The organism is Maribacter litoralis (assembly GCF_902506355.1).
In the GTDB taxonomy this organism is placed as follows: domain Bacteria; phylum Bacteroidota; class Bacteroidia; order Flavobacteriales; family Flavobacteriaceae; genus Maribacter; species Maribacter litoralis.
The window spans coordinates 1,383,661-1,406,914 of sequence record NZ_LR733271.1; the positions used below are offsets into that span (position 1 = coordinate 1,383,661).

A 23,254-nucleotide genomic window follows, 5' to 3' on the forward strand; every position below is an offset into this window, starting at 1 on the left:
AATAGTAATTTGAAAAAAATTATGCATGCATAGTATTATTTTAATAATTTTACCCCTCTTTTGTTGGTAAAACCATAATTAACTTTTTGTTTACAATTGACTAAAACTCAATCTAGTCAATAAAAAATAAGTTACAGTACGAATAAAAAAAGGGGCATGATTAAGATCATACCCCTTTTGATAATTATATTAATATTTTTAATTATTCCACCGTTACAGATTTTGCAAGGTTTCTAGGTTGGTCTACATTACAACCTCTCATTACCGCAATATGGTACGAGAGCAATTGCAAAGGTATTGTAGTCAATAACGGCGTCAAACTTTCTAAAGTCTCCGGCACCTCAATTACGTGATCTGCCAACTCTTTTACCTGTTCGTCCCCTTCAGTAACAATTGCTATAATTTTACCTTTTCTAGATTTAATTTCTTGGATATTGCTTACCACTTTTTCATAATGTCCTTTTTTTGTAGCAATTACAAAAACTGGCATATGCTCATCGATAAGTGCAATTGGACCATGCTTCATTTCCGCTGCCGGATATCCTTCAGCATGAATGTAACTGATTTCTTTTAATTTAAGCGCACCTTCTAATGCAACAGGAAAATTATACCCTCTTCCTAAATAAAGACAGTTAGTTGAATCTTTATAGACATCTGATATAATTTCAATTAATGTATTGGATTCCAAAGATTTTTCAACCTTACTTGGTATAGTTTCCAATTCAGTTAAATACTCATGGTACTTAGATTCTGAAAAAATGCCTTTTGCCTTAGCCAATTTTAGAGCCATTAAAGTCAATACAGTAATTTGAGTAGTAAACGCCTTTGTTGAGGCAACCCCAATCTCTGGGCCGGCATGTGTATAGGCTCCGGCATTTGTTTCCCTTGCAATAGATGAACCTACCACATTACAAACACCAAATACAAATGCACCTTTTTCTTTAGCCAATTTGATTGCCGCTAAAGTATCTGCAGTTTCACCAGATTGTGAAATTGCAATTAATACATCTTTATCTGTAATAACAGGATTTCGATACCTGAACTCTGAAGCATACTCTACTTCTACAGGAATTCTTGCTAAATCTTCAAATATATACTCTGCCACCAAACCTGCATGCCAAGATGTACCACAAGCAACAATAATAATTCTATTGGCATTTAAGAACTTTTCCATATTAAGGTCAATTCCCGCCATTCTAATTAAACCTTGGTCTGCCAACAAACGCCCCCTATACGTATCTTTTATAGCTCTAGGTTGCTCATAAATCTCTTTTAACATAAAGTGATCATAACCACCTTTCTCAATTTCTTCAAGATTCATTTGAAGCTCTAGAATTCTTGGATACGCAACTGCATCATCCTTAATTTTTCTAAGCTTTATTTCTTTTCCAAGTCTAATAATGGCCATTTCCTCATCTTCTAGGTAAACCGCGTTATTAGTAAACTCAATAAACGGAGAAGCATCCGATGCTATAAAAAATTCTTTCTCACCAACACCAATAGCTAAAGGACTACCCAACTTAGCCACTACAATCTCATCTGGCTTATTTTTATCAAATACTGCAATTGCATATGCACCAACAACTTGGTTAAGTGCTATTTGAACCGCTTTACCAAGCTTTACATCTTCGGTTTTCTTAACCTCCTCAATTAGATTAATCAATACTTCTGTATCGGTATCAGACTGAAAGATATAACCACGTTTGGTCAACTCTTGTTTTATGGATTCATAATTTTCAATGATACCATTATGAATTATTACTAGATCACCTGAATTGGAATAATGCGGGTGAGAGTTAACATCATTTGGAACACCATGTGTTGCCCAACGTGTATGACCAATACCGATAGTACCAGCCTGAGAAATACTCTTTGCCTTATACTTTAAGTCTTCTACCTTGCCTTTTGTTTTGGAAAGATTTATCTGATTACCATCATACAATGCAATTCCTGCACTATCATAACCTCGGTATTCTAATCTTTGAAGTCCTTTTATTATTATAGGAAAAGCTTCCCTATGTCCTATGTAACCAACAATTCCGCACATATTACTTTCTATTTGAGTATTTTATATTGAATTCTAATTGTCGCAAAACTAATTAATTACACCATTAGAATTTAATTATTTAGTTTAAACAACGATAATTATGTATAAGTGGTATGTAGACAGCTAAATTAATTTCAATAAATGTAGAAACACTTACTAATTTGCTTGTGTATAAAAAATTTCCAGTTTTAATCTTTTATCAAAATTTGGATCAGTGGCTTCTAAATTACTACCGTAAAGAATAGTCCCTAATGGTGTTACCGTTGAAGTTATTGGCAATTCTTCTTCACCATTTGCAACTTTTGCATCTGATATATTCCAATTTTGGATATTTGTAGCTAAAGTTAAACCTAATGTAGCGTTTGTAGAATCCCTAACGACCATATCATTAATATGATCGGTGATTTTTACAGAATAACGTACACCTTTACCATTAGTCTTTTCTATAACGCCACCATAATTTGGGTAAAAAGCAAACAGATTAGGAGAACCCGCTTCAGCCAAAGCAACATCTGTCGATGTATCAATTAAAGGGAATTTGTTTTCAGCGTTGTACAAATAAAGTCTTGGCGGCTCTAATGTACTACCTGCAGCATCCAATTGATCTCTGTCAATATAGAACACCAAATTTGCTTCGTTAATTACCCAATCTTCACTTCTTATTTGTTCAAGAATATTTTCACCACCATCTTCTTCAAACAAATTAATTTCCGCATATGTACCAGGACCCCCTTTAACATATATTCTTGCTGCATTTTCATCGTTATCCAAAGCCTGCAATATCTGCGGTCCGTAATTTTCAGTAATTAAAGTATTTACAGCGTTTCCAGAAATTACACCAGTCGATGTATTTTGAGTTAAAAATGAAAAAGTAAAATCTCTTTCTAAAATATTATTTGGGTTATCGTCACTAGTATCATCTATGGTACCATTGGTATCATAGTTTGTGTAACTATACGTCATGGTAATATTTGAACTTCTTAAATCGAACATGAAAAGTACATCGTTACCATCACCATCTACTATAGAGAAATGAAGACCACGAATAAATTCAGTAAAATTAGATTGACTGATTAATTCTGAACTACCTTCCTTATCCAAAATATTTTCCTGAAAAAAATCTTTGTCCAATGCTACTCTAATTCCTGGTGGCAACTTGGTATTTGTTTGCGCTTCATCTACATCTTCTGTAGATTCATCATCTTCATTCTGAATTAAAATTTCCTCATCAATGATTTCTACTTCACCCTGGAACAAAGGATCACCTGTAACAAAATCTGGTGAAAACACTTGATTAGAATAATATTGTTGTGCTTCTTGAAAACTGGCATTTGGATCCAAATCTCTTAAGAAGAAGGTTGATCGCTCAACCTTTAAATTAAATTTTGGCAATGGAGATTTAGCTACATCATCATAATTAACTCCGTTAATATAAATACTATCCAACTCCACCTTTTCAGCAAAATTGTTAGCAAATATAGTGGCGCCGTCTGTATCATTTAGACCATCACGATCAGCATCCACACTTGTATCATCTAAAGGATCTGTATTCGATGCGGTTTCTATAATGTTCGAAACCCCATCGCCATCGTTATCATTATCACTATTCTCTGGCTCGGCATCGTACTCATCGGCAACACCATCTCCATCAGTATCCAACGAATTTGTTAAAAAGGGAATATAAAGATATACCTCTTTTACCGTCTCATTTTCCTGAACTGTTGTTATAGCCTCATCTGTAGTACCCGCCCTATCCTCCTTATCTTGAGAAAAACTCCCAAAAGTAGGATTTGCCGTACTAAGAAAAAATTGCGAAGTTACAGACGCCTCGGTTTTACCATAAATTGGGTCATTATACGTACCCAATTGATAAACAGCCAACTTATTGGTCTGTACCGCTTCTATGTTTTTATTATAAGCAAACACATCATAGACTTCTTTACCAGTAGCAAAAGGCTCATTACCAACTACACCAGTACCTACGGTTGTTAAATCTTGCTCACAAGAAACTAAAAAAACCAACATCAAAAACAATCCCAAAAATTTGGGGAAAGCGGACTTAGCAATAAAATTCATGCAGATTATTTTAAAACTTCGGTGTTATAAAAATTTGCATACGCCTCTTCAAACTCTTGAACAGGTACATATGGCAACACGGGTTTTTCTTGGTTGGTAATATGGCTCTCTAATTCTTCTGGAATATCCTCAGAAGCTAAAATTACAGCATCGGAATAATCAACAGCTACCTTTAACAAATTATTATAAGTTGGCTCGCCTAAAGAAGCAATTTCTTCTTCTGGTATACCATCAAAAGAAATTCTTTTGATCATGTCCTTATCCAAAGCCCCTTCAAAAGTTTTACCGTAAACCGACAAAACAATTTTACTGTCACCAAAAAGCGGCTCATCAGCATAGTATTTCTTCAAATACAATGGAAGCAAGCTAGCCATCCAACCATGAACATGAATTATGTCTGGCGACCAATTCAATTTTTTTACAGTTTCCATAACACCTTTTGCAAAAAATATTGCACGTTGGTCGTTATCTGGAAAAAGGTTTCCCTGCTTGTCTGTAAAAGTGGCTTTACGCTTAAAGTACTCTTCGTTGTCAATAAAGTAAACTTGTATTCTTTCTTTTGGAATAGAAGCCACTTTAATAATCAATGGCATATCCATATCATTAATGACCAAATTCATTCCAGAAAGCCTAATTACTTCATGTAATTGATGTCTTCTTTCATTAATGTTTCCATATCTAGGCATGAAAATTCTAATCTGGCCACCATTACTGTTGACCATTCTAGGTGCTTCATAAGACATTAAGGAAACTTCGTTTTCGGGTAAGTAAGGAACTAATTCAGAAGATACAAACAATATCTTTTTACCATTCATAAAGGTTATATTTTATTTTTCACTGGAACGTAACCGCAAAATTACAAAAAATATAGAGATTAGCAGTAATTATAGTAAGTTTGCTCGCTAATGCAATTTTCAATGCAGGTAATTAAGACCAAAAAAGTACTTACAGAAAAACTGAACGAACTTGGTAGCAGCCTAAACCTAGGTCTTGTGCCAACTATGGGAGCCCTTCATCAAGGACATGCATCGTTGATAAAAAAAGCGGTTTCTGAAAATGACAAGGTGGTTGTTAGTATTTTTGTAAACCCTACGCAGTTCAACAACTTAGAGGACTTGAACAAATACCCAAAAACATTAGATGCAGATTTACTTTTGATTTCTGAAATTTCAGAAGACATTATAGTATTCACCCCTGACGTTTCTGAAATATACCCTGAAACCGTTATTCCAAAAATTTATGATTTTGAAGGACTGGACAAGGTGATGGAAGGGGAATTTAGAGACGACCATTTTAATGGTGTAGGTACAATTGTTGAAGAATTACTAATAGTGGTACACCCAACAAAAGCATATTTTGGCGAAAAAGACTTTCAACAATTACGTATTATCCAGAAACTTACTGAAATAAGACAAATACCTGTTGAAATAATTGGTTGTGAAATTGTAAGAGAAGACCACGGTTTAGCCATGAGTTCTAGAAACGAAAGGTTAAGTAAAGAAATACGACAAAAAGCTGCGTTCATTTATGAGACATTAAAGACTGCCAAAAATAAATTTGGCACGGATAATGTACTGAATATTAAAGACTGGGTAGTTAACGAGTTTAAAAGAACAAACGATTTTGAGCTTGAATATTTCGACATTACCGATGTTGAAACCTTAACACCAGTAACTGATAAAATAAATAATATAAAATACAGGGCGTTTATTGCCGTTTACGTAGAGAACGTACGTTTAATAGATAACATAGCCTTAAATTAGTAAAAGTTATGCAAGTAGAAGTAGTTAAATCTAAAATACACCGTGTAAAGGTTACCGGTGCCGATCTTAATTACGTTGGTAGTATTACTATTGACGAAGATTTAATGGATGCCGCTAATTTTATTCGTGGTGAAAAAGTTCAAATTGTCAACAATAATAACGGTGAAAGACTAGAAACATATATTATACCGGGTCCTAGAAAAAGTGGTGAAATAACCTTAAATGGTGCTGCGGCCAGAAAAGTTGCCGTAGGAGATGTTTTAATATTAATTTCTTATACTTGGATGGATATTGAAGAGGCAAAGAAATTTAACCCTTCTTTAGTTTTCCCTAACGAAGCAAACAACCTATTGACCTAAAGTTGACCAATACACTGAAAAAGAATCTTAAAATTATACTCCCAATAGCCTTGGGAGTTTTTTTAGTTTGGTATTCTTACAACTCCACTACACCCGAAGATAGAAAGGAAATTATCTTTTACATTAAGGAAGCAAATCCGTTATATGTATTCTTATCTGTATTACTAGGTATACTCGGTCACGTGTCTAGAGCCATAAGGTGGAACTACCTTTTAGAACCACTTGGCTACAGACCCAAGCTCATAAACAACATTTTAATCATTCTAACTTCATATTTTGCCAATCTTGGTATTCCAAGAACTGGAGAAATACTAAGGGCAACGGCATTATCCACGTATGAAAACGTTCCGTTTGAAAAAGGTTTTGGCACCATTGTAACCGAAAGGGTTATTGATGTAATTATGCTTCTATTGGTTGTAACCCTGGCTTTTCTACTTCAGACAGATGTAATTATGGGCATACTACAAGAACGTGGTTTTAATGTTACCGGACTTCTTTTTTTGGCATTGGGTGGTATCGCTTTATTATTCGTTTGTATTTTTATCATCAAGAGATCTAAAAGTGAATTTGCCAATAAAATAAAAACCTTTGTAAAAGGACTTCTTGACGGAGTATTCAGCATTTTTAAAATGAAAAATAAATGGCTGTTCATTTTACACACTTTTTTCATTTGGGGATGCTATATCGGTATGCTTTGGATAATAAAATTTACCGTTCCCGAAACCATTTCACTTTCCTTAAGCCAACTTTTGGTAGCCTTTGTTGCAGGGGCTTTTGCCATGGCTACAACTAACGGTGGTATAGGGCTTTACCCTATTGCCGTTAGCAGTGCTTTGGCAATCTTTGGTATTAGCTCTGTATCGGGTGATGCCTTTGGATGGATAATTTGGATCGCACAGACTTTAATGATAGTTGTTTTTGGTGCAATATCTTTTCTGCTATTACCGTTATTGAACAGAAGCAAGTAGTTTACTTACATCTAATCAATAACCCCTTATGCGTAATCTATCTTTTATTTTCGCACTCTTATTTGGCTTAACCTCCTTTGCGCAAGTAACACAAGAAATTTTCGAATCGTTTAAACTTCAAGAACGTAGAGATGTTCATTATTATTTTCCAGAGAATTTAGACGAAACCAAAAAATACCCAATAATTATAGCACTTGATGGCGAGTATCTATTCGAGCAAGTTGTAGCTACCTCTAAATTTTATAGTAGATTTCATGGTATGCCCCAAAGTATAGTTGTAGGTATTGACCAAAGCAAAAACGATCTTAGATATGAAGATTGTGCTTTTGATCCAGAAAGTGGTTTACCTTCTGAGAAAGGCAAAAGCTTTTATGAGTTTATTGGTATGGAACTTATACCTTACCTAGACCTTAACTACAGCACAGCGCCTTTTAAGATGATCGTAGGGTATGACATCACTGCGAACTTCATGAACTACTGGCTCTTTAAAGACAATTCTATATTTGATGGCTATGTAAGTATTTCACCCACACTTGCCCCAGAAATGGAAAGCAGAGTACCCATGCGACTGGGTGCTTTTGACAATCAAATTTTTTACCAACTTATTGTTGAAGGGGAAGCAAGTAATGACAAGCAGAGAATATTGACTATGCACAATGATATTAAATCTATAGAAAAAGAGTCTTTACATTATTTCTTTGATGAATATACAAATGCTGACCATATCTCTGTAGCGACTTACGGTATAGGCAAAGCCTTTGACAATATCTTTGGCATGTTTAAGCCCATAAGCCCTAAGGAATATAAAACACAGATTCTTACCAGTGAAGAACCTGTTTACAATTATTTAGAGAATAAATACCAAGGTATTGTTGATATGTTTGGCTTTAGCAAACCAGTTGAATTGAACGACATTATGGCAATTTATGCTGCCTCTAGAAAAAAAGAAGATTTTGAATCGTTAAAACCTTTATCCGACCTCTGTAAAAAAGAATACCCCGAGACTATGCTTGGTTTTTATTTTGAAGCAGAGTACTATGAACAACTTGGCGAACCTAAAAAAGCATTAAGAACATTTGAAAAGTCTTTTCAAATGAAAGAAATAGATTTTTTAACTAAAGAAATGGCCCTTGAAAAAATGGACGCACTAAAAGCCGATTTCGGCTTTTAAACAGAATTAATAAACGGCTACTCCCAAATTAGCCTAACCTACTTAATTATGATTAAAATTGACGCAATGTACTTCGTGTTCTCCGGAGTACTATTTACCTATTTTGGATTAAAAGGAGAATTTAATCTAGCCTATAACGGCATTGCCCTTTTTATGGCATGGGCTTCATTTTTTCTCGCCTTTAGCGCTTTTAAAAAAGAAAGGTCGAGTAAAAATTAATTCTAAATTTCATTCTAGAATTTACTCCTCGCAAACTTCTTGCTACCTTTAGCCTCTTTTTAAAAGCTAAAGATGGCCAAAACAAAAACTGCCTTTTTTTGTCAAAATTGTGGTACCCAATATGCCAAATGGGTCGGGCAGTGTTCTGCTTGCAAACAATGGAACACCGTAGTTGAAGAGGTTGTTCAAAAAGAGGAAAAATCAAGTTGGAAAACTCCGTCTCAGACCGCAAAACGAGTATCAAAACCGCTTTTGGTCAACGAGATCAGCATTGAAAAAGAAGTTCGCCTAAATACTTTTGACCTTGAATTCAACAGGGTTCTTGGTGGCGGTTTGGTACCTGGAGCTTTGGTTTTGCTAGGTGGTGAACCAGGTGTAGGCAAGAGTACCCTATTACTTCAAATTGCATTAAAACTACCCTATAAAACATTATATGTTTCAGGTGAAGAAAGTCAAAAGCAAATTAAAATGCGGGCCGATAGAATTCACCCAAATAGTGAAACATGCTTTATTCTAACCGAAACAAAGACGCAAAATATATTTAAACAGATTGAAGCCACCGAACCGGATATCGTTGTTATCGATTCTATACAAACGCTTCATTCCGATTATATTGAGTCTGCTGCGGGAAGTATTTCTCAAATAAGGGAATGTACCGCAGAACTTATAAAATTTGCGAAAGAGACCAATACTCCGGTAATTCTTATTGGGCACATCACCAAAGATGGGTCTATTGCAGGACCAAAAATATTGGAGCATATGGTAGACACCGTACTTCAGTTTGAAGGCGACCGTAATTATGTATATCGCCTTCTACGATCATTAAAAAATAGATTTGGATCTACCGCAGAACTTGGCATTTACGAAATGCAAGGTAGTGGTTTACGAGAAGTCAATAACCCATCTGAAGTATTGATTTCCAAAAGTGATAACGGATTAAGTGGTACCGCTATAGCCTCTACCGTTGAAGGAATGCGACCCTTACTCATAGAAATTCAAGCCTTGGTAAGTACCGCGGTCTATGGCACACCTCAACGTTCTACAACTGGCTACAATGCAAAACGTTTGAACATGCTATTGGCCGTTTTAGAAAAACGAGCGGGTTTTAAATTAGGAGCTAAAGATGTATTCTTGAATATTACTGGTGGAATTTCAGTAGATGATCCAGCAATTGATTTGGCTGTAATCGCTGCAATTTTATCAAGCAATGAAGACATACCAATCGATAAAGGCATTTGTTTTGCTGCAGAAGTTGGTCTTGCCGGCGAAATCAGACCCGTACAAAGGGTTGAACAACGTATTCTTGAAGCTGAAAAATTAGGCTACGATACTATTATCATTTCAAAAAATAATAAAATAGGTCTTAAAGCCACCAAAATAAGAATATTATTGGCTTCTAAAATTGAAGAAGTTGCCGGTAACTTATTTGGTTAGCGCTTATCTCTCATTATTCTGGCCAAAACCATAATTATAACGATTACCACAACAACAAGAACAATTTGTCCGAACCCGATTTTAAGAAGAACTAAATTTTCCATTTATGGTGCAGGGTTAGGTATGGAATTATGTATAGCTTCTATGCCTTTAAGTACATCACTGGACAGCTCAACGTCTATACTTCCAATATTTTCTTCCAATTGTCTCAAATTCGTTGCACCAATAATAGTACTAGTTACAAAAGGTCTAGTATTTACGAAAGCCAATGCCATTTGCGCCAAAGTCATATCGTTTGCCTGGGCTAGTTCATAATACCTTTTGGTTGCCTCAACAGCCGTATCGCCAATATATCTATTATACTGAGGAAATAAACTTAGCCTTGAACCTTCTGGCATTCTATCGCCTAAATATTTGCCGCTTAACGCACCAAAGCCCATAGGTGAATACGCTAGCAACCCTACCTGCTCTCTCATGGCTATTTCAGACATGCCAACTTCAAAAAGTCTATTCAACAAACTATATGGATTTTGAACTGTAATTGTTCTAGGCAAAGTTCCGTGAACTTTACTTTCTTCCAAAAAACGCATAGTGCCCCAAGGAGTTTCATTTGAAATCCCTACGTGTTTAATTTTACCTTCTCTAATTAAGTCGCGCATGGTTTCCAAAACTTGATGAATATTATCTTCCCAATAATCTGAGATGTCATGCTTATACCCTCTTTGTCCAAAATAATTGGTACTACGGTCTGGCCAATGTAATTGGTACAAGTCAATATAATCTGTTTGCAATCTAGCCAAACTTCCTTCAACCGCATCTATAATTGATTCCCTTGTAAAGCCTGTAGAACGTATGAACTTTGTCATTTCTGCCTTTCCAGCAATTTTAGAGGCTAAAACAATATTCTCCCTATTTCCATTCTTTTTAAACCAATTTCCAATAACCTTTTCGGTATCGGCATACCTATCTTTATGTGCAGGTACCGGATACAACTCGGCAGTATCTAAAAAATTAATTCCTTTATCTAAAGCAAAATTTATTTGTTCATGACCTTCTTCTTCGGTATTCTGGTTTCCCCAGGTCATGGTACCTAAACAAATTTTACTTACTTCAATTTCAGTGTGCGGTAATTTGGTATAGATCATTCAACTCTTTTAATGGCTTTCAACAACTACAAAACTACTAAATATAATCAGGGTTATGGCACCTATATGCTCAACTATCTAACTCAATTAAAATTGGGCAATGATCACTATGTTTTGCCTCTGATAATATTACTGACCTTAACAACCTGTCTTTTAATGAAGAAGCTACCATTGCATAATCTAATCGCCAACCTTTATTATTATTTCTGGCATTTGCCCTATAACTCCACCATGTATAATTATCTGGCTCAGAATTAAACTCCCTAAAACTATCTATAAAACCACTGTCTATAAAATCCCCTATCCATTCTCTCTCAACTGGTAAAAAACCAGAAACATTTTTAAGTCCTACAGGGTTATGTATATCTCTAGCTTCATGACATATATTATAATCCCCGAGCACTATTAAATTTGGATTTGTTTTCCGAAGGTCATCAACATATGTCTTAAAATCTGCCATATACATCAACTTATGCTCTAATCTTTGAATGTTTGTTCCTGAAGGCAAATACATGCTCATAATGGAAATATCGCCAAAATCAGCTCTTATATTTCTACCCTCAAAATCCATATATTCTATACCGGTACCTAATACAACAGCATCGGGCTTTGTTTTTGAAAGAATGGCAACCCCGCTATACCCTTTCTTTTGCGCACTATACCAATAATTGTATTTATAGCCAGCTTCTTCAAACAAAGTAAGGTCCAGCTGCTCTTCATTAGCCTTTATTTCCTGAAGACACACTACATCTGGTGACACAGCCACCAACCAATCCAAAAACCCTTTTCTTATTGCCGCCCTAATACCATTTACGTTATAGGATATGATTTTCATCTATCTAAATTTTAGCCTAAAAATAAAAAAGAGTTAAGGATTAAAGGTGCATACTTTCTTATAAAATCATAATTTCACAACTTTAAAAGAAATTACTTAAGCCAATTCTATTTAATAAAAATTTATTCATGTACAAGTTCTTCTTTACGACTCTTTTGATAATTACAACAACTTCTTCTTTTGCACAAGCTTATTATAATGACGACAACAGCCATGAGGTTAAATTGAACATTGGTCAGTTTTTAGTGACCACTACGGTTGAAATGGGTTATGAATATTATCTAAATGAAGATACCAGTATTGGAGGTACTATTTATTTTGATGGAAAATCTACAGATTACAATGGCAACTTCGGTATTGGTCCCAATTTAAGGGCTTACTTTGGTTTTGAACCCAAAAGCGGACTTTTTGCAGAAGTATTCGGACTTTACTACACTGGGGAAGATGATGATGATTCTGACAATTTAGGTAACAGAAACTATGACTATTCTACAGTTGCCCTTGGACTTGGAGGTGGTTATAAATGGGCTACTAGAAGTCAAAAATTCACGATTGAAATAAACGGAGGTTTGGGTAGAAATATTAATCCAGAAGATTTCCAAGATGACTTTATGTTCAGAGTGGGATTATCTTTAGGTTTCCGGTTTTAATGGGTACTTTTGAGATTTAATCTCTTATGAAAAAGACACTTTTTTGCTTTCTATCCGTTCTCATATCACCCTTAATAGCCCTGACACAGGTAACTACAGAAAATGACAGCATTACCCGTTTAAACGAAGTCATAGTAATAGACACCTTAACTGCTAAAAATGCTATTGGCATTGTTCCTTCACAAATTATAGGTACAACGACATTCTCTAACTATAGTCCTGTTGATTTCATAAGTTCATTAAATCAAGTATCCGGACTTTATGCATTATCAGGAGCTTTAAACACCAATAGAATTACCATAAGAGGGGTTGGATCACGAACTTTATACGGTACCGATAAATTAAGGTTATACTACAATAACATTCCTATCACAAACGGAACAGGTTCATCTACCATTGAAGCTTTTGATCTAGAAAACCTTACTTCTGTTGAAGTCATTAAAGGACCTAAAGGAACAGGGTTTGGCACCAATCTAGGCGGCGCCATAATATTGAACACAAAACAGTTAAGTAATCAACCCACCAAATTAACCAATAACACTACCATTGGTTCTTACGGATTGTTTAAGAATAGTTTAGGCTTCACCCATGCACAAGATAATTTCTATATGACATTTCAATATGGACATATGGAAATTGATGGCTATCGTGAAAACAACAGGTTTGAACGTGACGGATATCTTTTAAATACAATCTTTAAACTTTCTGAAAAAAGCGAACTAGGGCTATTGGTAAATCATATAGATTATTCTGCCCAGATAGCAAGTTCAATAAATGAAGAAAACTTTAATGATGACCCTACCCAAGCTGCATTTACATGGAAAGCTTCGCAAGGCTATGAGGACAACAACTATAGTCTTATTGGGTTATCTCATACCTACTATGCCAGTTCAAACCTCAAAAACACCACTAGTTTATTCTACACCTATTTAGATCATTATGAACCAGCCCCTTTTAATATTCTAGATGAATATACCAATGGTTATGGCTTAAGAACATTATTTTCAGGAAATTTAGATATTTTGAAAAATTCTATATTTTATACTTTTGGTGGTGAACTTTATAAGGACGAATACAATTGGCAAACATTTGAAAACCTTTATGAAGAAAATGATGGCAATGGTAGTTTGGAAGGAGATAAATTATCTCAAAACAAAGAATTTAGACATCAATTCAATGGGTTTGCCACCGCATCTTACTCATTTACATCTCAGCTAACCGCTCAATTAGGCCTTAATATAAATAAAACGCAATATGATTTTAGAGACCTGTTCAACTTGGGCGAGTCTAACACCAGTGCAAATAGGAATTTCAAAGCTTTGTTTTTACCTAGTTTAGATATCAACTATACACTGTCTCCTACCAACCAATTATATGCCAATATCAGTCGCGGATTTTCCAATCCTAGTTTAGAGGAAACCCTAGCGCCTGATGGTATTATCAATCCGGATATTGTACAGGAAACCGGCACAAATTACGAACTAGGTATTGAACACGAGAGTAAGGATAATAGGCATAAATTCAATATTGCCCTATATGTTATGCCAATTAAAAATTTATTGGTGGCCAAACGTGTCGGCGATAATCAGTATATAGGTCGAAATGCAGGAAAGACCAAGCACCAAGGTATCGATTTTGACTGGAGTTACAAGTTCAATGTTACCGATAAGATAGAAATTTCACCTTTCATCAGCTACACCTACAGCAATCATAAATTCATTGATTTTATAGATGATGAAGCTAACGAAGACTATTCTGATAATGACTTAACGGGAGTACCAAAAAACAAGATAAATTCAGGAATACGAACTAATTTCGGGAATGGACTCTTTTTAAATATTACCCATCAATTTGTGGATGAAATACCCCTTACGGATGCAAATTCATTGTACAGCGATTCTTTTAACCTACTGAACTTTAAGCTTGGTTACAAGAACCAAATATCAGAACAACTACGAGTAGGGTTCGATTTTGGGATCAATAATATTACCGATACTAGATATGCACAATCGGTACTGATAAACGCAAGTGGATTTGGAGGAAATGCCCCAAGGTATTTCTACCCCGGGAACAATATCAATTATTATGGCGGCGTAAAAATAAACTACACCCTTTAACTATTCCATTTTTTTCAACCAGGTCTTCATATCTACAGCATCGTGAATAATACCGTTTAACGAAGAAATTGCAACACGTTCTTGCTCCATAGAATCTCTATGTCTAATAGTTACCGTTTGATCTTCTAATGTTTGGTGATCTACAGTGATACAGAAAGGAGTTCCATTAGCATCTTGTCTTCTGTAACGTCTACCTACCGCGTCTTTTTCATCATAAGTTACATTAAAATCCCATTTAAGGTCATCTACTATTTTATGCGCCACTTCTGGCAAACCATCTTTTTTGACCAATGGTAAAATAGCAGCTTTTACAGGCGCTAATACTGCAGGTAACTTTAAAACTGTTCTAGTGGTATTATTTTCTAATTCTTCTTCTTGTAGTGAATTGGAGAAAACCGCTAAGAACATTCTGTCTAGACCAATTGATGTCTCAAGTACATAAGGAACATAATTTCTATTTACCTCATGATCAAAATACTGTAATTTTTTACCCGAGAATTTCTCATGACTTCCCAAATCAAAATCTGTTCGTGAGTGAATACCCTCTAACTCCTTAAAACCGAAAGGAAAACGGAATTCAATATCTGAAGCAGCATCTGCATAGTGAGCTAGTTTCTCATGATCATGAAAACGATAATTATCTTGCCCTAACCCAAGAGATAAGTGCCATTTCATTCTTTTTTCTTTCCAAATTTCATACCACTCTTTTTGAGTTCCCGGCTGAATAAAGAATTGCATTTCCATCTGCTCAAATTCACGCATTCTAAAAATAAACTGTCTTGCTACAATTTCGTTTCTAAACGCTTTACCGGTTTGAGCTATACCAAATGGTAATTTCATACGGCCGGATTTTTGTACGTTCAAGAAATTGACAAAAATACCTTGGGCGGTTTCTGGTCTAAGAAACAAGTCCATCGCACTTTCTGCATTGGCCCCTAGCTTAGTACCGAACATTAAATTGAATTGCTTTACATCTGTCCAATTTTTAGATCCAGACATTGGGCAAGCTATATCCAACTCTTCAATTAGTGCTTTTACATCGGCTAAATCTTCATTCTGTAAAGATTTACCCAATCTACTTAAAATTGATTTGCCCTGTTCTTGATAATCAACAACACGTTGATTGGTTTGCAAGAATTTTTCTTTATTGAAAGCCTCTCCAAATCGTTTTTGAGCTTTTTTGACCTCTTTTTCAATTTTAGCATCAATTTTGGCTACATAATCTTCAACCAAAACGTCTGCTCTATATCTCTTTTTAGAATCTTTATTATCTATTAATGGGTCGTTAAAAGCATCTATATGCCCAGATGCCTTCCAAGTTAACGGATGCATAAAAATTGCAGCATCTAGCCCAACAATATTATCGTTAAGCTGAACCATGGCTTTCCACCAATAGTCACGTATGTTTTTCTTAAGTTCAACACCGTTCTGACCGTAATCATATACAGCACTTAACCCATCATAAATTTCACTAGATTGGAATACATAACCGTATTCCTTTGCGTGAGAAATTACACGCTTAAAATCATCTTCTTGCTTTGCCATGCGGCAAAAATAGGATAATAGCCTAAAAAAATAATAATTATTTCAATTGAAATTCTGAAGAAGTGATCAATCGTTCGTCTTCAAAGACATTAATAGTGTAGTTACCTTCAATTAAAGAGCCTTCGGGAATGGTAATGGATTCACATATAGGCGTCTCCAATCCTGTAAAAACAAACTCTACTCTTTTACTATATATGTTACCGTTGACCGTTATGGTATTGGCATTATCTTCTATTATCTGTTTATTAGGATCAAGAAACTGAAAGTAAATTATCTTTTCACTATTTGCTTCGCTCTCATCTGCCATAACGGTAACACAACCCCTTAACTTCTCAATGATAGAAGCTTTGTTCGTCTTGGTCGGCCTTGTACCCCTTATTAATCTAAAACCACTACCTTCTGCATTAGACAGTTTTAAATAGCTTTTGGTTTTCAATTTTTGATTGAGTTCTAAAATTTTTCTTCTTTGTAAAGCCTCTGCCTCTGCCAACGAACTACTGTTCGCCCTAAGCTTTTCAATTTGCTTACGAGACTCATCGTATTTATCTGTAAGTAGCATGTTATTATAGCGAAGAAAATTATTCTTTAAGATTAAGCTATCATTCTTGGATTCTAACCTACGCAATTCTGTTTTGAACTCTCGTAATTTTTGTACGGTAAAATTTAATCTTCCCACAGAATCCAAAAGCTCCTGAACTTTAAATTTAGAATCTTGTAATTCTATTTCGTTCATTTCACTTTTTGCAGACAAACGATCTACATCTGCTTTCATAATAGTAAGATCCCTTACCAAAATCTCTTTTTCTTGCTCTAAAAAGTCTATTTGAGCATTTGACTGGGCGTAGCTATAGTAGAATGCAATTAATAATGCTATAATTACTGCAGCAAATGCAGCAAGCATTATTTTATAATTGAATTTATTATCTTGACTGTCCATTTAATAAGCGGGCTGTAGGTTAAGTAATCTGTAAAGTTTGATGCAAAACAGAATTTCAAATATACTAAAGGATGTTACCAACATACTGTTACCCATATCATGTTTTGGATGTAATGCACGATTATATAGAGGAGAGGTTCTTCTCTGCACATCTTGCCGACATCAATTACCTCTTACCGAGTATACTTTTAACGAAGAAAATGCCGTTGACCGTATTTTTTATGGTCGAATTAACATAAAAAAAGCAAATTCATTCTTATTCTTTACCGAAATTGGAATTGTCAAAAACCTAATACATCATTTGAAATATAAAAATCAAGAGGGTATTGGTAAATTTTTGGGAGACTGGCACGGTCAAATCTTAAAAGAACAAGGAGACTTGTTGCATATTGATTACGTAATTCCGGTTCCTTTGCACCGTAAAAAATTAAAGAAACGCGGTTATAACCAAGTAGCCCTTTTTGCCAAACAGATCGCTACGCATATTAACGCTGATTATGCAGACGATATACTCGTAAAAACAGCAAATACTAAAACACAGACAAAGAAAAACAGATTAAATAGATGGTACGACAATAGGTCGCTATACGAGATTAAAAATCATGAACTTTTGATCAGTAAAAATATATTATTAGTTGATGATGTAATTACTACCGGTGCAACTATGGAAATTTGCGCCAATACTTTTAGTGACATCGAAGGAGTAAACATTTATATTTCAAGTATGGCAGTTGTTCCTAAGAACTAGTTTTCTATAAATTATGTTGTTTCTTTGCGGTCAATAAGTACACTAATGAGCAGAAAAATTTTAGGTTTTATATTTGTTTTCATTATCATATTGGTATCATACCAATGTGCACAGCGCGGAAACCCAACCGGCGGACCAAAAGATGTTACCCCACCTGAGTTAACAAGGGCAGAACCGCCTAATATGACTACCAATTTTAAAGGTCAAAAAATTCGACTTTATTTCAATGAACTGGTGAAACTAAATGATATACAAAAACAACTTATTATATCTCCTCCGTTAAAAAATTCGCCAGTGCTTTCCCCTATTGGTAATGCCAATAAATATGTAGAAATCACCATTAAGGATACTTTAGAACCAAACACCACCTATACCCTGAATTTTGGACAAGGTATTGTGGATAACAACGAAGAAAACCCGAAATCTTTCTTTACATATGTTTTCTCCACCGGAGACTATATAGATTCGTTAGAGCTTAAAGGGGTGGTAAAAGATGCTTTTAACAAAAAAGCAGACGATTTTATCAGTGTAATGCTATATAAAATTGACACTAGTTATACCGATTCTACCATTTACAAAAGACCCCCAAACTATATTACCAATACGCTTGATAGTGCCGTAATTTTTAATCTTAAAAATTTAAAGGAAGGAAAATACGCCTTATTCGGGGTAAAGGATGTGGCAAATAACAATGTATTTGACCAAAAAACAGATAAAATAGCCTTTGTAAGAGACACGATTAATTTACCCACAGATTCAATTTATTTATTGACTCTCTTTAAGGAAATTCCCGATTATAGTGTTGCCGTACCAAGTATGGAAGCCAGTAATAAAATTAGTTTTGGTTATTACGGAGAAGGTTCTGACATCGTTATCAATACGCTTACAGAAATACCGGATACAGTTAGAACAAAAATAACCAAGGATAGGGAGAAAGACACCTTAAATTTTTGGTTTACGCCTTATGAGATGGATTCGTTAATGTTTACACTTACCAATGAAAAATTAAAAGTACAAGATACTTTTAAGGTGAAAAGCAGAAAGGTAGCATTCGATTCTTTGAAAATTTCAATGAGTCAAAACGGTAATATTGAATTTGATCAACCTATTAACCTGTTAAGCAATACACCATTAGTAAGTTTTGATAGCACCAAAATAAAATTAATGGATAAAGATTCTATAGAAATAGCCTATAAAGTAAAACTAGACACCTTAGAAAGCTTATTGAATTTTGACTTTAAAATAGACCCTGATCAAAGTTATAGAATGGAATTGATACCAGGGGCAGTAACCGATTTTTTTGAAACCACAAATGACTCGGTTGCATTTTCCTTTAAAACAAAGGGGCTTGCAGATTATGGAAACTTAACCCTTAATTTAAACGGCAATTCTATAGTTTACCCTATAATCGTTCAGCTCACCAATGAAAAAGGAGAGTTACAACGTGAAATTTATTCTACAGAGCCACAAGAATATCATTTTGACAACCTTAATCCCGGTAAATATCAAGCGCGTGTTATTTATGATATGAACGGTAATGGAAAGTGGGATACTGGTAGCTTATTGAAAAAAAGACAACCGGAAAAAATAAGCTATTATCCTAATTTAATAGAACTAAGGGCAAATTGGGAAAAAATTGAAACCTTTAATTTAATAGAGTAAACTGATCCCTATCGTCTAAAAATCTTAGGTTATTTCTTATTTGACCCACCTCAGACTTATCAACTTTTACAATTATGATTTCCTCTTTTTCAGTAAATGATTTAAGCTCACCTAAAGGGTTGTAAACACTGGAATGACCAGGATAGTGATGTCCAACAGCATCAGTACCGATACGGTTTACACCAATACAGTATACCATATTTTCAATAGCTCTTGCCTTTAAAAGACCATCCCAAGCAGAAATTCTTTTTGCTGGCCAATTAGCCGTGTATAACAAAATATCAAAATTTTCGGTATTTCTGCTCCAAACAGGAAAACGAAGATCATAACATATTAAAGGGCAAATTAAAAAACCTTTATACTCAACCACCAACCTTTCTGTACCTGCCGAATACTTTTCATTTTCACCTGCCAATGTAAAAGTGTGTCTCTTATCATACGTTAAATAATCACCCTCTGGTTTAACAAAGAAAAGCCGGTTATAATGGCTGCCATTTTCTTTAAATACAATGCTACCGACAATGGCACTATTTTTTAAAGTTGCCATTTCTTGCATCCAACGTAAAGTAATTTCACCTTCTTCCTTTTCAATATTATCTGGAGACATGGTAAAGCCCGTTGAAAACATTTCAGGCAGTACTATGATATCGACATCTTCGGCAATCTGCTCAAATTTATTACTGAACATCTGCCTATTGGCACTAGGGTTTTCCCAATGAAGCAATGATTGTACCATTGCTATTTTTAAACTATCACCTGTACTTTCCATACCTTATTCCAACAAGTTCACAAAAGCGGTCAACCCTTGTGTTTTAGCATGATCCAGAGCAGTATTACCTCTATTGTCCTTAATGGTTTTATCTGCACCATTGGCAATTAAAAGCTTAGCAATTTCCAACCTGTTGAACTGTGCGGCATAAATAAGGCATGTTGCCCCCATTGCATTGCGCCCGTTCACTTCTGCTTTCCTCTCAATTAACAATCTTGCTATGTCGGTAAATCCCTTAAAACAGACTCCCATTAAAGCTGTATTGCCAGAAGCATCTACTGCATCTATTTTTGCACCTCTATCTAGCAGTAATTCAGCAATTTCCATTTCATCGTAATAAGTTGCCAATATTAATGGCGTAGAACCTCTTGTATCCTTACTATTTACAAGTACAGGGTTCTTATCTAACATTGACTTTACTTCGACAAGACTACCTTCTCTTATGGATTTAAAAAAAAACTCGTTCATAAAATTGAATTTTTAAATATCTTATTAATTAATCACATTGTTAGTTTACTAATTTTTGAAGTATTTTCTTACTGAGTAACTATTTTTTCCTACTTAAAGTGGAAATATGTACCTTTAAAACTAAATTCATATACTTTGAAAACATTAGCCGTTGACTTTCTTGTAAAAGAGTCCCCCAATGCAATTGCTATCGTGGATACTAAGTTAAACTATATTAGCTACTCTAACCAATGGCTAAGTAATTTTAGTTTCCATGAAACAGATATATCCAACAAAAATATTTTTGATGTCACTATAGACACTCCAGAACCTTTTAAAGATGCAATAAAATATGCTTTAAATGGAGATGAGCACATTAATGATGACCAAAAATTTGTTTTACCTAACGGCGATGTTAAATGGTTTAAATGGAAAATTACACCTATTAAGAATGAATTAAATGAAACTGACCGAATCATTATTTTTCTAGATGACATTACGGTTTATAAAAAGGAAATAGAATTATTACATAAAGCAGAAGAGGTTGCCAGAATCGGCTGTTGGGAACTTGATCTTAAAAGCGGACAAGTGTATTGGACCAAAACTACCAAAGATATACACGAAGTAAGTGAAGATTTTGAACCTAACTTGGAAGAAGGTATCAACTTTTACAAAAAAGGAGCCCATAGAGAGAATATCACCAATTTAGTAAGTACAGCCATAGCTGAAGGCAAACCTTTTGACACAGAACTCATCATTATTACGGCCACTGGAAAAGAAGTTTGGGTATGCGCAAAAGGGGAAGTAGAAATGCTCAATGGGAAAGCCGCTAAACTAGTTGGTACATTTCAAGATATTGACCAACGCAAACAAATGGAAATAGCGCATGGAGAAATATCTGAACGTCTTAAAATTACGACAGAAACTGCCCATATAGGAATATGGGAATATGATTTAGTCAACAATACTTTACAGTGGGACAAAGAGATGTACAGTATTTTTGATGTTGCTGAAAAGGAATTTTCGGGAGCATTTGAAGCTTGGTCAAACACTATACACCCAGATGATAAAGAAAGAACTTTATTTGCCACACAAAAAGCAGTTAAAGGCATAAAAGACTTTGATGAAGAATTTAGAATCAAACTTAAAGATGGCTCGGTAAGATACATTAAAGGCTTATCTAAAACCATAAAAGACATTAATGGAAAGCCGATTAAAATGACCGGTGCAAATTGGGACATATCAGAGCTTAGGAGTGCTGAATTAAAACTTGCCAGAAGTACTAAGTCATTTTCAGAAACTTTTGAGCATGCTGCAATTGGTATGGCTTTGGTTAGCCCTGATCTTAGATGGTTAAAAGTAAATAAAAGTTTATCGTATAGCTTGGGATACTCTGAAAGTGAGCTTCTAAAAATGAAGGCCACCGATATTACACATCCAGAAGATTTGACCGACAGCCAATTGTTCAAAACCAAAGTTTTTAATGGATCCAATAAGAATCTGCACCTACAAAAAAGATATTTTCACAAAAACGGAAATATAGTACACGCCATTATAGGTGTTACACCTGTTTTTGATTATGATGATAAGCCAAGTCATGCCATAGTCCAATTTTTGGATATTACAAGCAGAATTGAATCGCAAAAAAAACTTGAAGCCCTTGTTGAAGTTACCAAAAGCCAAAACGAAAGTCTTACCAATTTTGCCCATATCGTTTCACACAATTTAAGGTCACATTCAACAAATATGACCATGCTGACCAAGTTCTTAAACGAGGAAGAAGATGAAGACGAGCGTAAAAACTTGAATAGAATGATTACCAGTGCCACAGAAAGCCTATCTGAAACCATTGCACATTTAAACGACGTGGTACAGGTTAAGACCGGGGCGCTTGAAAAATTACAAAGCATTAGCGTTCTCAACACCATTAATCAAATTACAAAAAGCATAAACGGCATACTTGAAGAACATAGTGCTATATTGAAAATAGATGTTTCAAAGACCCATTTTGTAAATGCCGTACCTGCCTACCTAGAAAGTATATTTTTAAACATTCTTACAAATGCCCTTAAATATAGGTCTGTAGAGCGCACACCGGTTATTGAAATTAAATCAAGAACTAAAAAAGACAAAGTACTTATTACCTTTACCGATAACGGTCAAGGAATAGATTTAAATAGACATGGAGATAAAATTTTTGGTATGTACAAAACCTTTCACAAGCATAAAGATGCAAAAGGAATAGGTTTATTCATTACCAAAAATCAAATTGAATCTATGAACGGAACTATAAATATTGAAAGTGTTGTAGACAAAGGTACAACCATTTTCATTGAACTAAACCAAGGTTAATTATTACAAA

The 23,254-nt window shown here is 34.8% G+C and carries 20 protein-coding genes; 11 read left to right on the forward strand and 9 right to left on the reverse strand.

Annotation, left to right across the window (positions count from 1 at the left end):
* Window positions 1–202: 202 nt before the first annotated feature.
* From glmS to EXIGUO8A_RS05765, 3 genes are all read right to left on the reverse strand, one after another.
* Complete coding sequence (gene glmS / locus EXIGUO8A_RS05755; protein WP_159302347.1) at window positions 203–2,047, reverse strand: glutamine--fructose-6-phosphate transaminase (isomerizing); 1,845 nt, start codon at window positions 2,045–2,047, stop codon at window positions 203–205.
* A 156-nt stretch (window positions 2,048–2,203) separates the two neighbouring features.
* Complete coding sequence (locus EXIGUO8A_RS05760; RefSeq protein WP_159302348.1) at window positions 2,204–4,123, reverse strand: DUF4270 domain-containing protein; 1,920 nt, start codon at window positions 4,121–4,123, stop codon at window positions 2,204–2,206.
* Window positions 4,124–4,128: 5 nt separating this feature from the next.
* Entirely contained in the window at window positions 4,129–4,938 is an 810-nt protein-coding gene (locus EXIGUO8A_RS05765; RefSeq protein ID WP_071340570.1) for a glycogen/starch synthase, read from the reverse strand.
* Between the two features lie 102 nt (window positions 4,939–5,040).
* Here EXIGUO8A_RS05765 and panC point away from each other — a divergent pair, with 102 nt between their 5' ends.
* The 6 genes from panC (at window position 5,041) to radA (ending at window position 10,037) form a co-directional block, all read left to right on the forward strand.
* Window positions 5,041–5,886, forward strand: a complete 846-nt coding sequence (gene panC, locus EXIGUO8A_RS05770) for a pantoate--beta-alanine ligase (protein ID WP_159302349.1) — start codon at window positions 5,041–5,043, stop codon at window positions 5,884–5,886.
* 8 nt (window positions 5,887–5,894) lie between these two features.
* Entirely contained in the window at window positions 5,895–6,245 is a 351-nt protein-coding gene (panD, locus tag EXIGUO8A_RS05775) for an aspartate 1-decarboxylase (protein ID WP_071340572.1), read from the forward strand.
* A gap of 2 nt (window positions 6,246–6,247) precedes the next feature.
* Window positions 6,248–7,213 (forward strand): lysylphosphatidylglycerol synthase transmembrane domain-containing protein, encoded by a 966-nt coding sequence (locus tag EXIGUO8A_RS05780; RefSeq protein ID WP_159302350.1) that lies wholly within the window; start codon window positions 6,248–6,250, stop codon window positions 7,211–7,213.
* A 28-nt stretch (window positions 7,214–7,241) separates the two neighbouring features.
* Window positions 7,242–8,384, forward strand: a complete 1,143-nt coding sequence (locus EXIGUO8A_RS05785) for an alpha/beta hydrolase (protein WP_159302351.1) — start codon at window positions 7,242–7,244, stop codon at window positions 8,382–8,384.
* 48 nt (window positions 8,385–8,432) lie between these two features.
* Entirely contained in the window at window positions 8,433–8,603 is a 171-nt protein-coding gene (locus EXIGUO8A_RS05790) for a hypothetical protein (RefSeq protein WP_157490896.1), read from the forward strand.
* Window positions 8,604–8,675: 72 nt separating this feature from the next.
* Window positions 8,676–10,037: a DNA repair protein RadA gene (radA, locus tag EXIGUO8A_RS05795; RefSeq protein ID WP_159302353.1), complete on the forward strand. Its 1,362-nt coding sequence runs from the start codon at window positions 8,676–8,678 to the stop codon at window positions 10,035–10,037.
* Between the two features lie 104 nt (window positions 10,038–10,141).
* On the opposite strand, the gene EXIGUO8A_RS05800 is transcribed toward radA, so the two are convergent.
* Together EXIGUO8A_RS05800 and EXIGUO8A_RS05805 are read right to left on the reverse strand one after the other, a co-directional pair.
* On the reverse strand, window positions 10,142–11,182 hold the full coding sequence (locus EXIGUO8A_RS05800) for an aldo/keto reductase (protein WP_159302355.1): 1,041 nt from the start codon (window positions 11,180–11,182) through the stop codon (window positions 10,142–10,144).
* 70 nt (window positions 11,183–11,252) lie between these two features.
* The gene (locus tag EXIGUO8A_RS05805) at window positions 11,253–12,017 is read right to left on the reverse strand and encodes an exodeoxyribonuclease III (RefSeq protein WP_159302357.1); all 765 of its coding nucleotides are present in this window, start codon (window positions 12,015–12,017) and stop codon (window positions 11,253–11,255) included.
* A gap of 128 nt (window positions 12,018–12,145) precedes the next feature.
* Here EXIGUO8A_RS05805 and EXIGUO8A_RS05810 point away from each other — a divergent pair, with 128 nt between their 5' ends.
* Both EXIGUO8A_RS05810 and EXIGUO8A_RS05815 read left to right on the forward strand, forming a co-directional pair.
* Window positions 12,146–12,667 carry a DUF3575 domain-containing protein gene (locus EXIGUO8A_RS05810; protein ID WP_159302359.1) on the forward strand — a complete coding sequence of 174 codons (522 nt, stop codon included), beginning with the start codon at window positions 12,146–12,148 and terminating at the stop codon, window positions 12,665–12,667.
* A 26-nt stretch (window positions 12,668–12,693) separates the two neighbouring features.
* A complete protein-coding gene (locus tag EXIGUO8A_RS05815) occupies window positions 12,694–14,784 on the forward strand; it encodes a TonB-dependent receptor (RefSeq protein ID WP_159302361.1) in 2,091 nt (696 codons plus the stop codon).
* Here EXIGUO8A_RS05815 and EXIGUO8A_RS05820 read toward each other — a convergent pair whose 3' ends face one another.
* Together EXIGUO8A_RS05820 and EXIGUO8A_RS05825 are read right to left on the reverse strand one after the other, a co-directional pair.
* The gene (locus EXIGUO8A_RS05820) at window positions 14,785–16,329 is read right to left on the reverse strand and encodes a glycine--tRNA ligase (protein ID WP_159302362.1); all 1,545 of its coding nucleotides are present in this window, start codon (window positions 16,327–16,329) and stop codon (window positions 14,785–14,787) included.
* Between the two features lie 37 nt (window positions 16,330–16,366).
* The gene (locus tag EXIGUO8A_RS05825; RefSeq protein WP_159302364.1) at window positions 16,367–17,266 is read right to left on the reverse strand and encodes a coiled-coil domain-containing protein; all 900 of its coding nucleotides are present in this window, start codon (window positions 17,264–17,266) and stop codon (window positions 16,367–16,369) included.
* A 40-nt stretch (window positions 17,267–17,306) separates the two neighbouring features.
* Here EXIGUO8A_RS05825 and EXIGUO8A_RS05830 point away from each other — a divergent pair, with 40 nt between their 5' ends.
* Window positions 17,307–18,014: a ComF family protein gene (locus tag EXIGUO8A_RS05830; protein ID WP_159302366.1), complete on the forward strand. Its 708-nt coding sequence runs from the start codon at window positions 17,307–17,309 to the stop codon at window positions 18,012–18,014.
* A 45-nt stretch (window positions 18,015–18,059) separates the two neighbouring features.
* On the forward strand, window positions 18,060–19,676 hold the full coding sequence (locus EXIGUO8A_RS05835) for an Ig-like domain-containing protein (protein ID WP_159302367.1): 1,617 nt from the start codon (window positions 18,060–18,062) through the stop codon (window positions 19,674–19,676).
* On the opposite strand, the gene EXIGUO8A_RS05840 is transcribed toward EXIGUO8A_RS05835, so the two are convergent.
* Window positions 19,660–20,445 carry a nitrilase family protein gene (locus EXIGUO8A_RS05840; RefSeq protein WP_159302368.1) on the reverse strand — a complete coding sequence of 262 codons (786 nt, stop codon included), beginning with the start codon at window positions 20,443–20,445 and terminating at the stop codon, window positions 19,660–19,662. The two genes, EXIGUO8A_RS05835 and EXIGUO8A_RS05840, sit on opposite strands and share 17 nt — an antisense overlap.
* A gap of 3 nt (window positions 20,446–20,448) precedes the next feature.
* The gene (locus tag EXIGUO8A_RS05845; protein WP_159302369.1) at window positions 20,449–20,913 is read right to left on the reverse strand and encodes an ankyrin repeat domain-containing protein; all 465 of its coding nucleotides are present in this window, start codon (window positions 20,911–20,913) and stop codon (window positions 20,449–20,451) included.
* Window positions 20,914–21,048: 135 nt separating this feature from the next.
* Here EXIGUO8A_RS05845 and EXIGUO8A_RS05850 point away from each other — a divergent pair, with 135 nt between their 5' ends.
* Entirely contained in the window at window positions 21,049–23,244 is a 2,196-nt protein-coding gene (locus EXIGUO8A_RS05850; RefSeq protein ID WP_159302370.1) for a PAS domain-containing sensor histidine kinase, read from the forward strand.
* The last annotated feature ends 10 nt before the right edge of the window (window positions 23,245–23,254 follow it).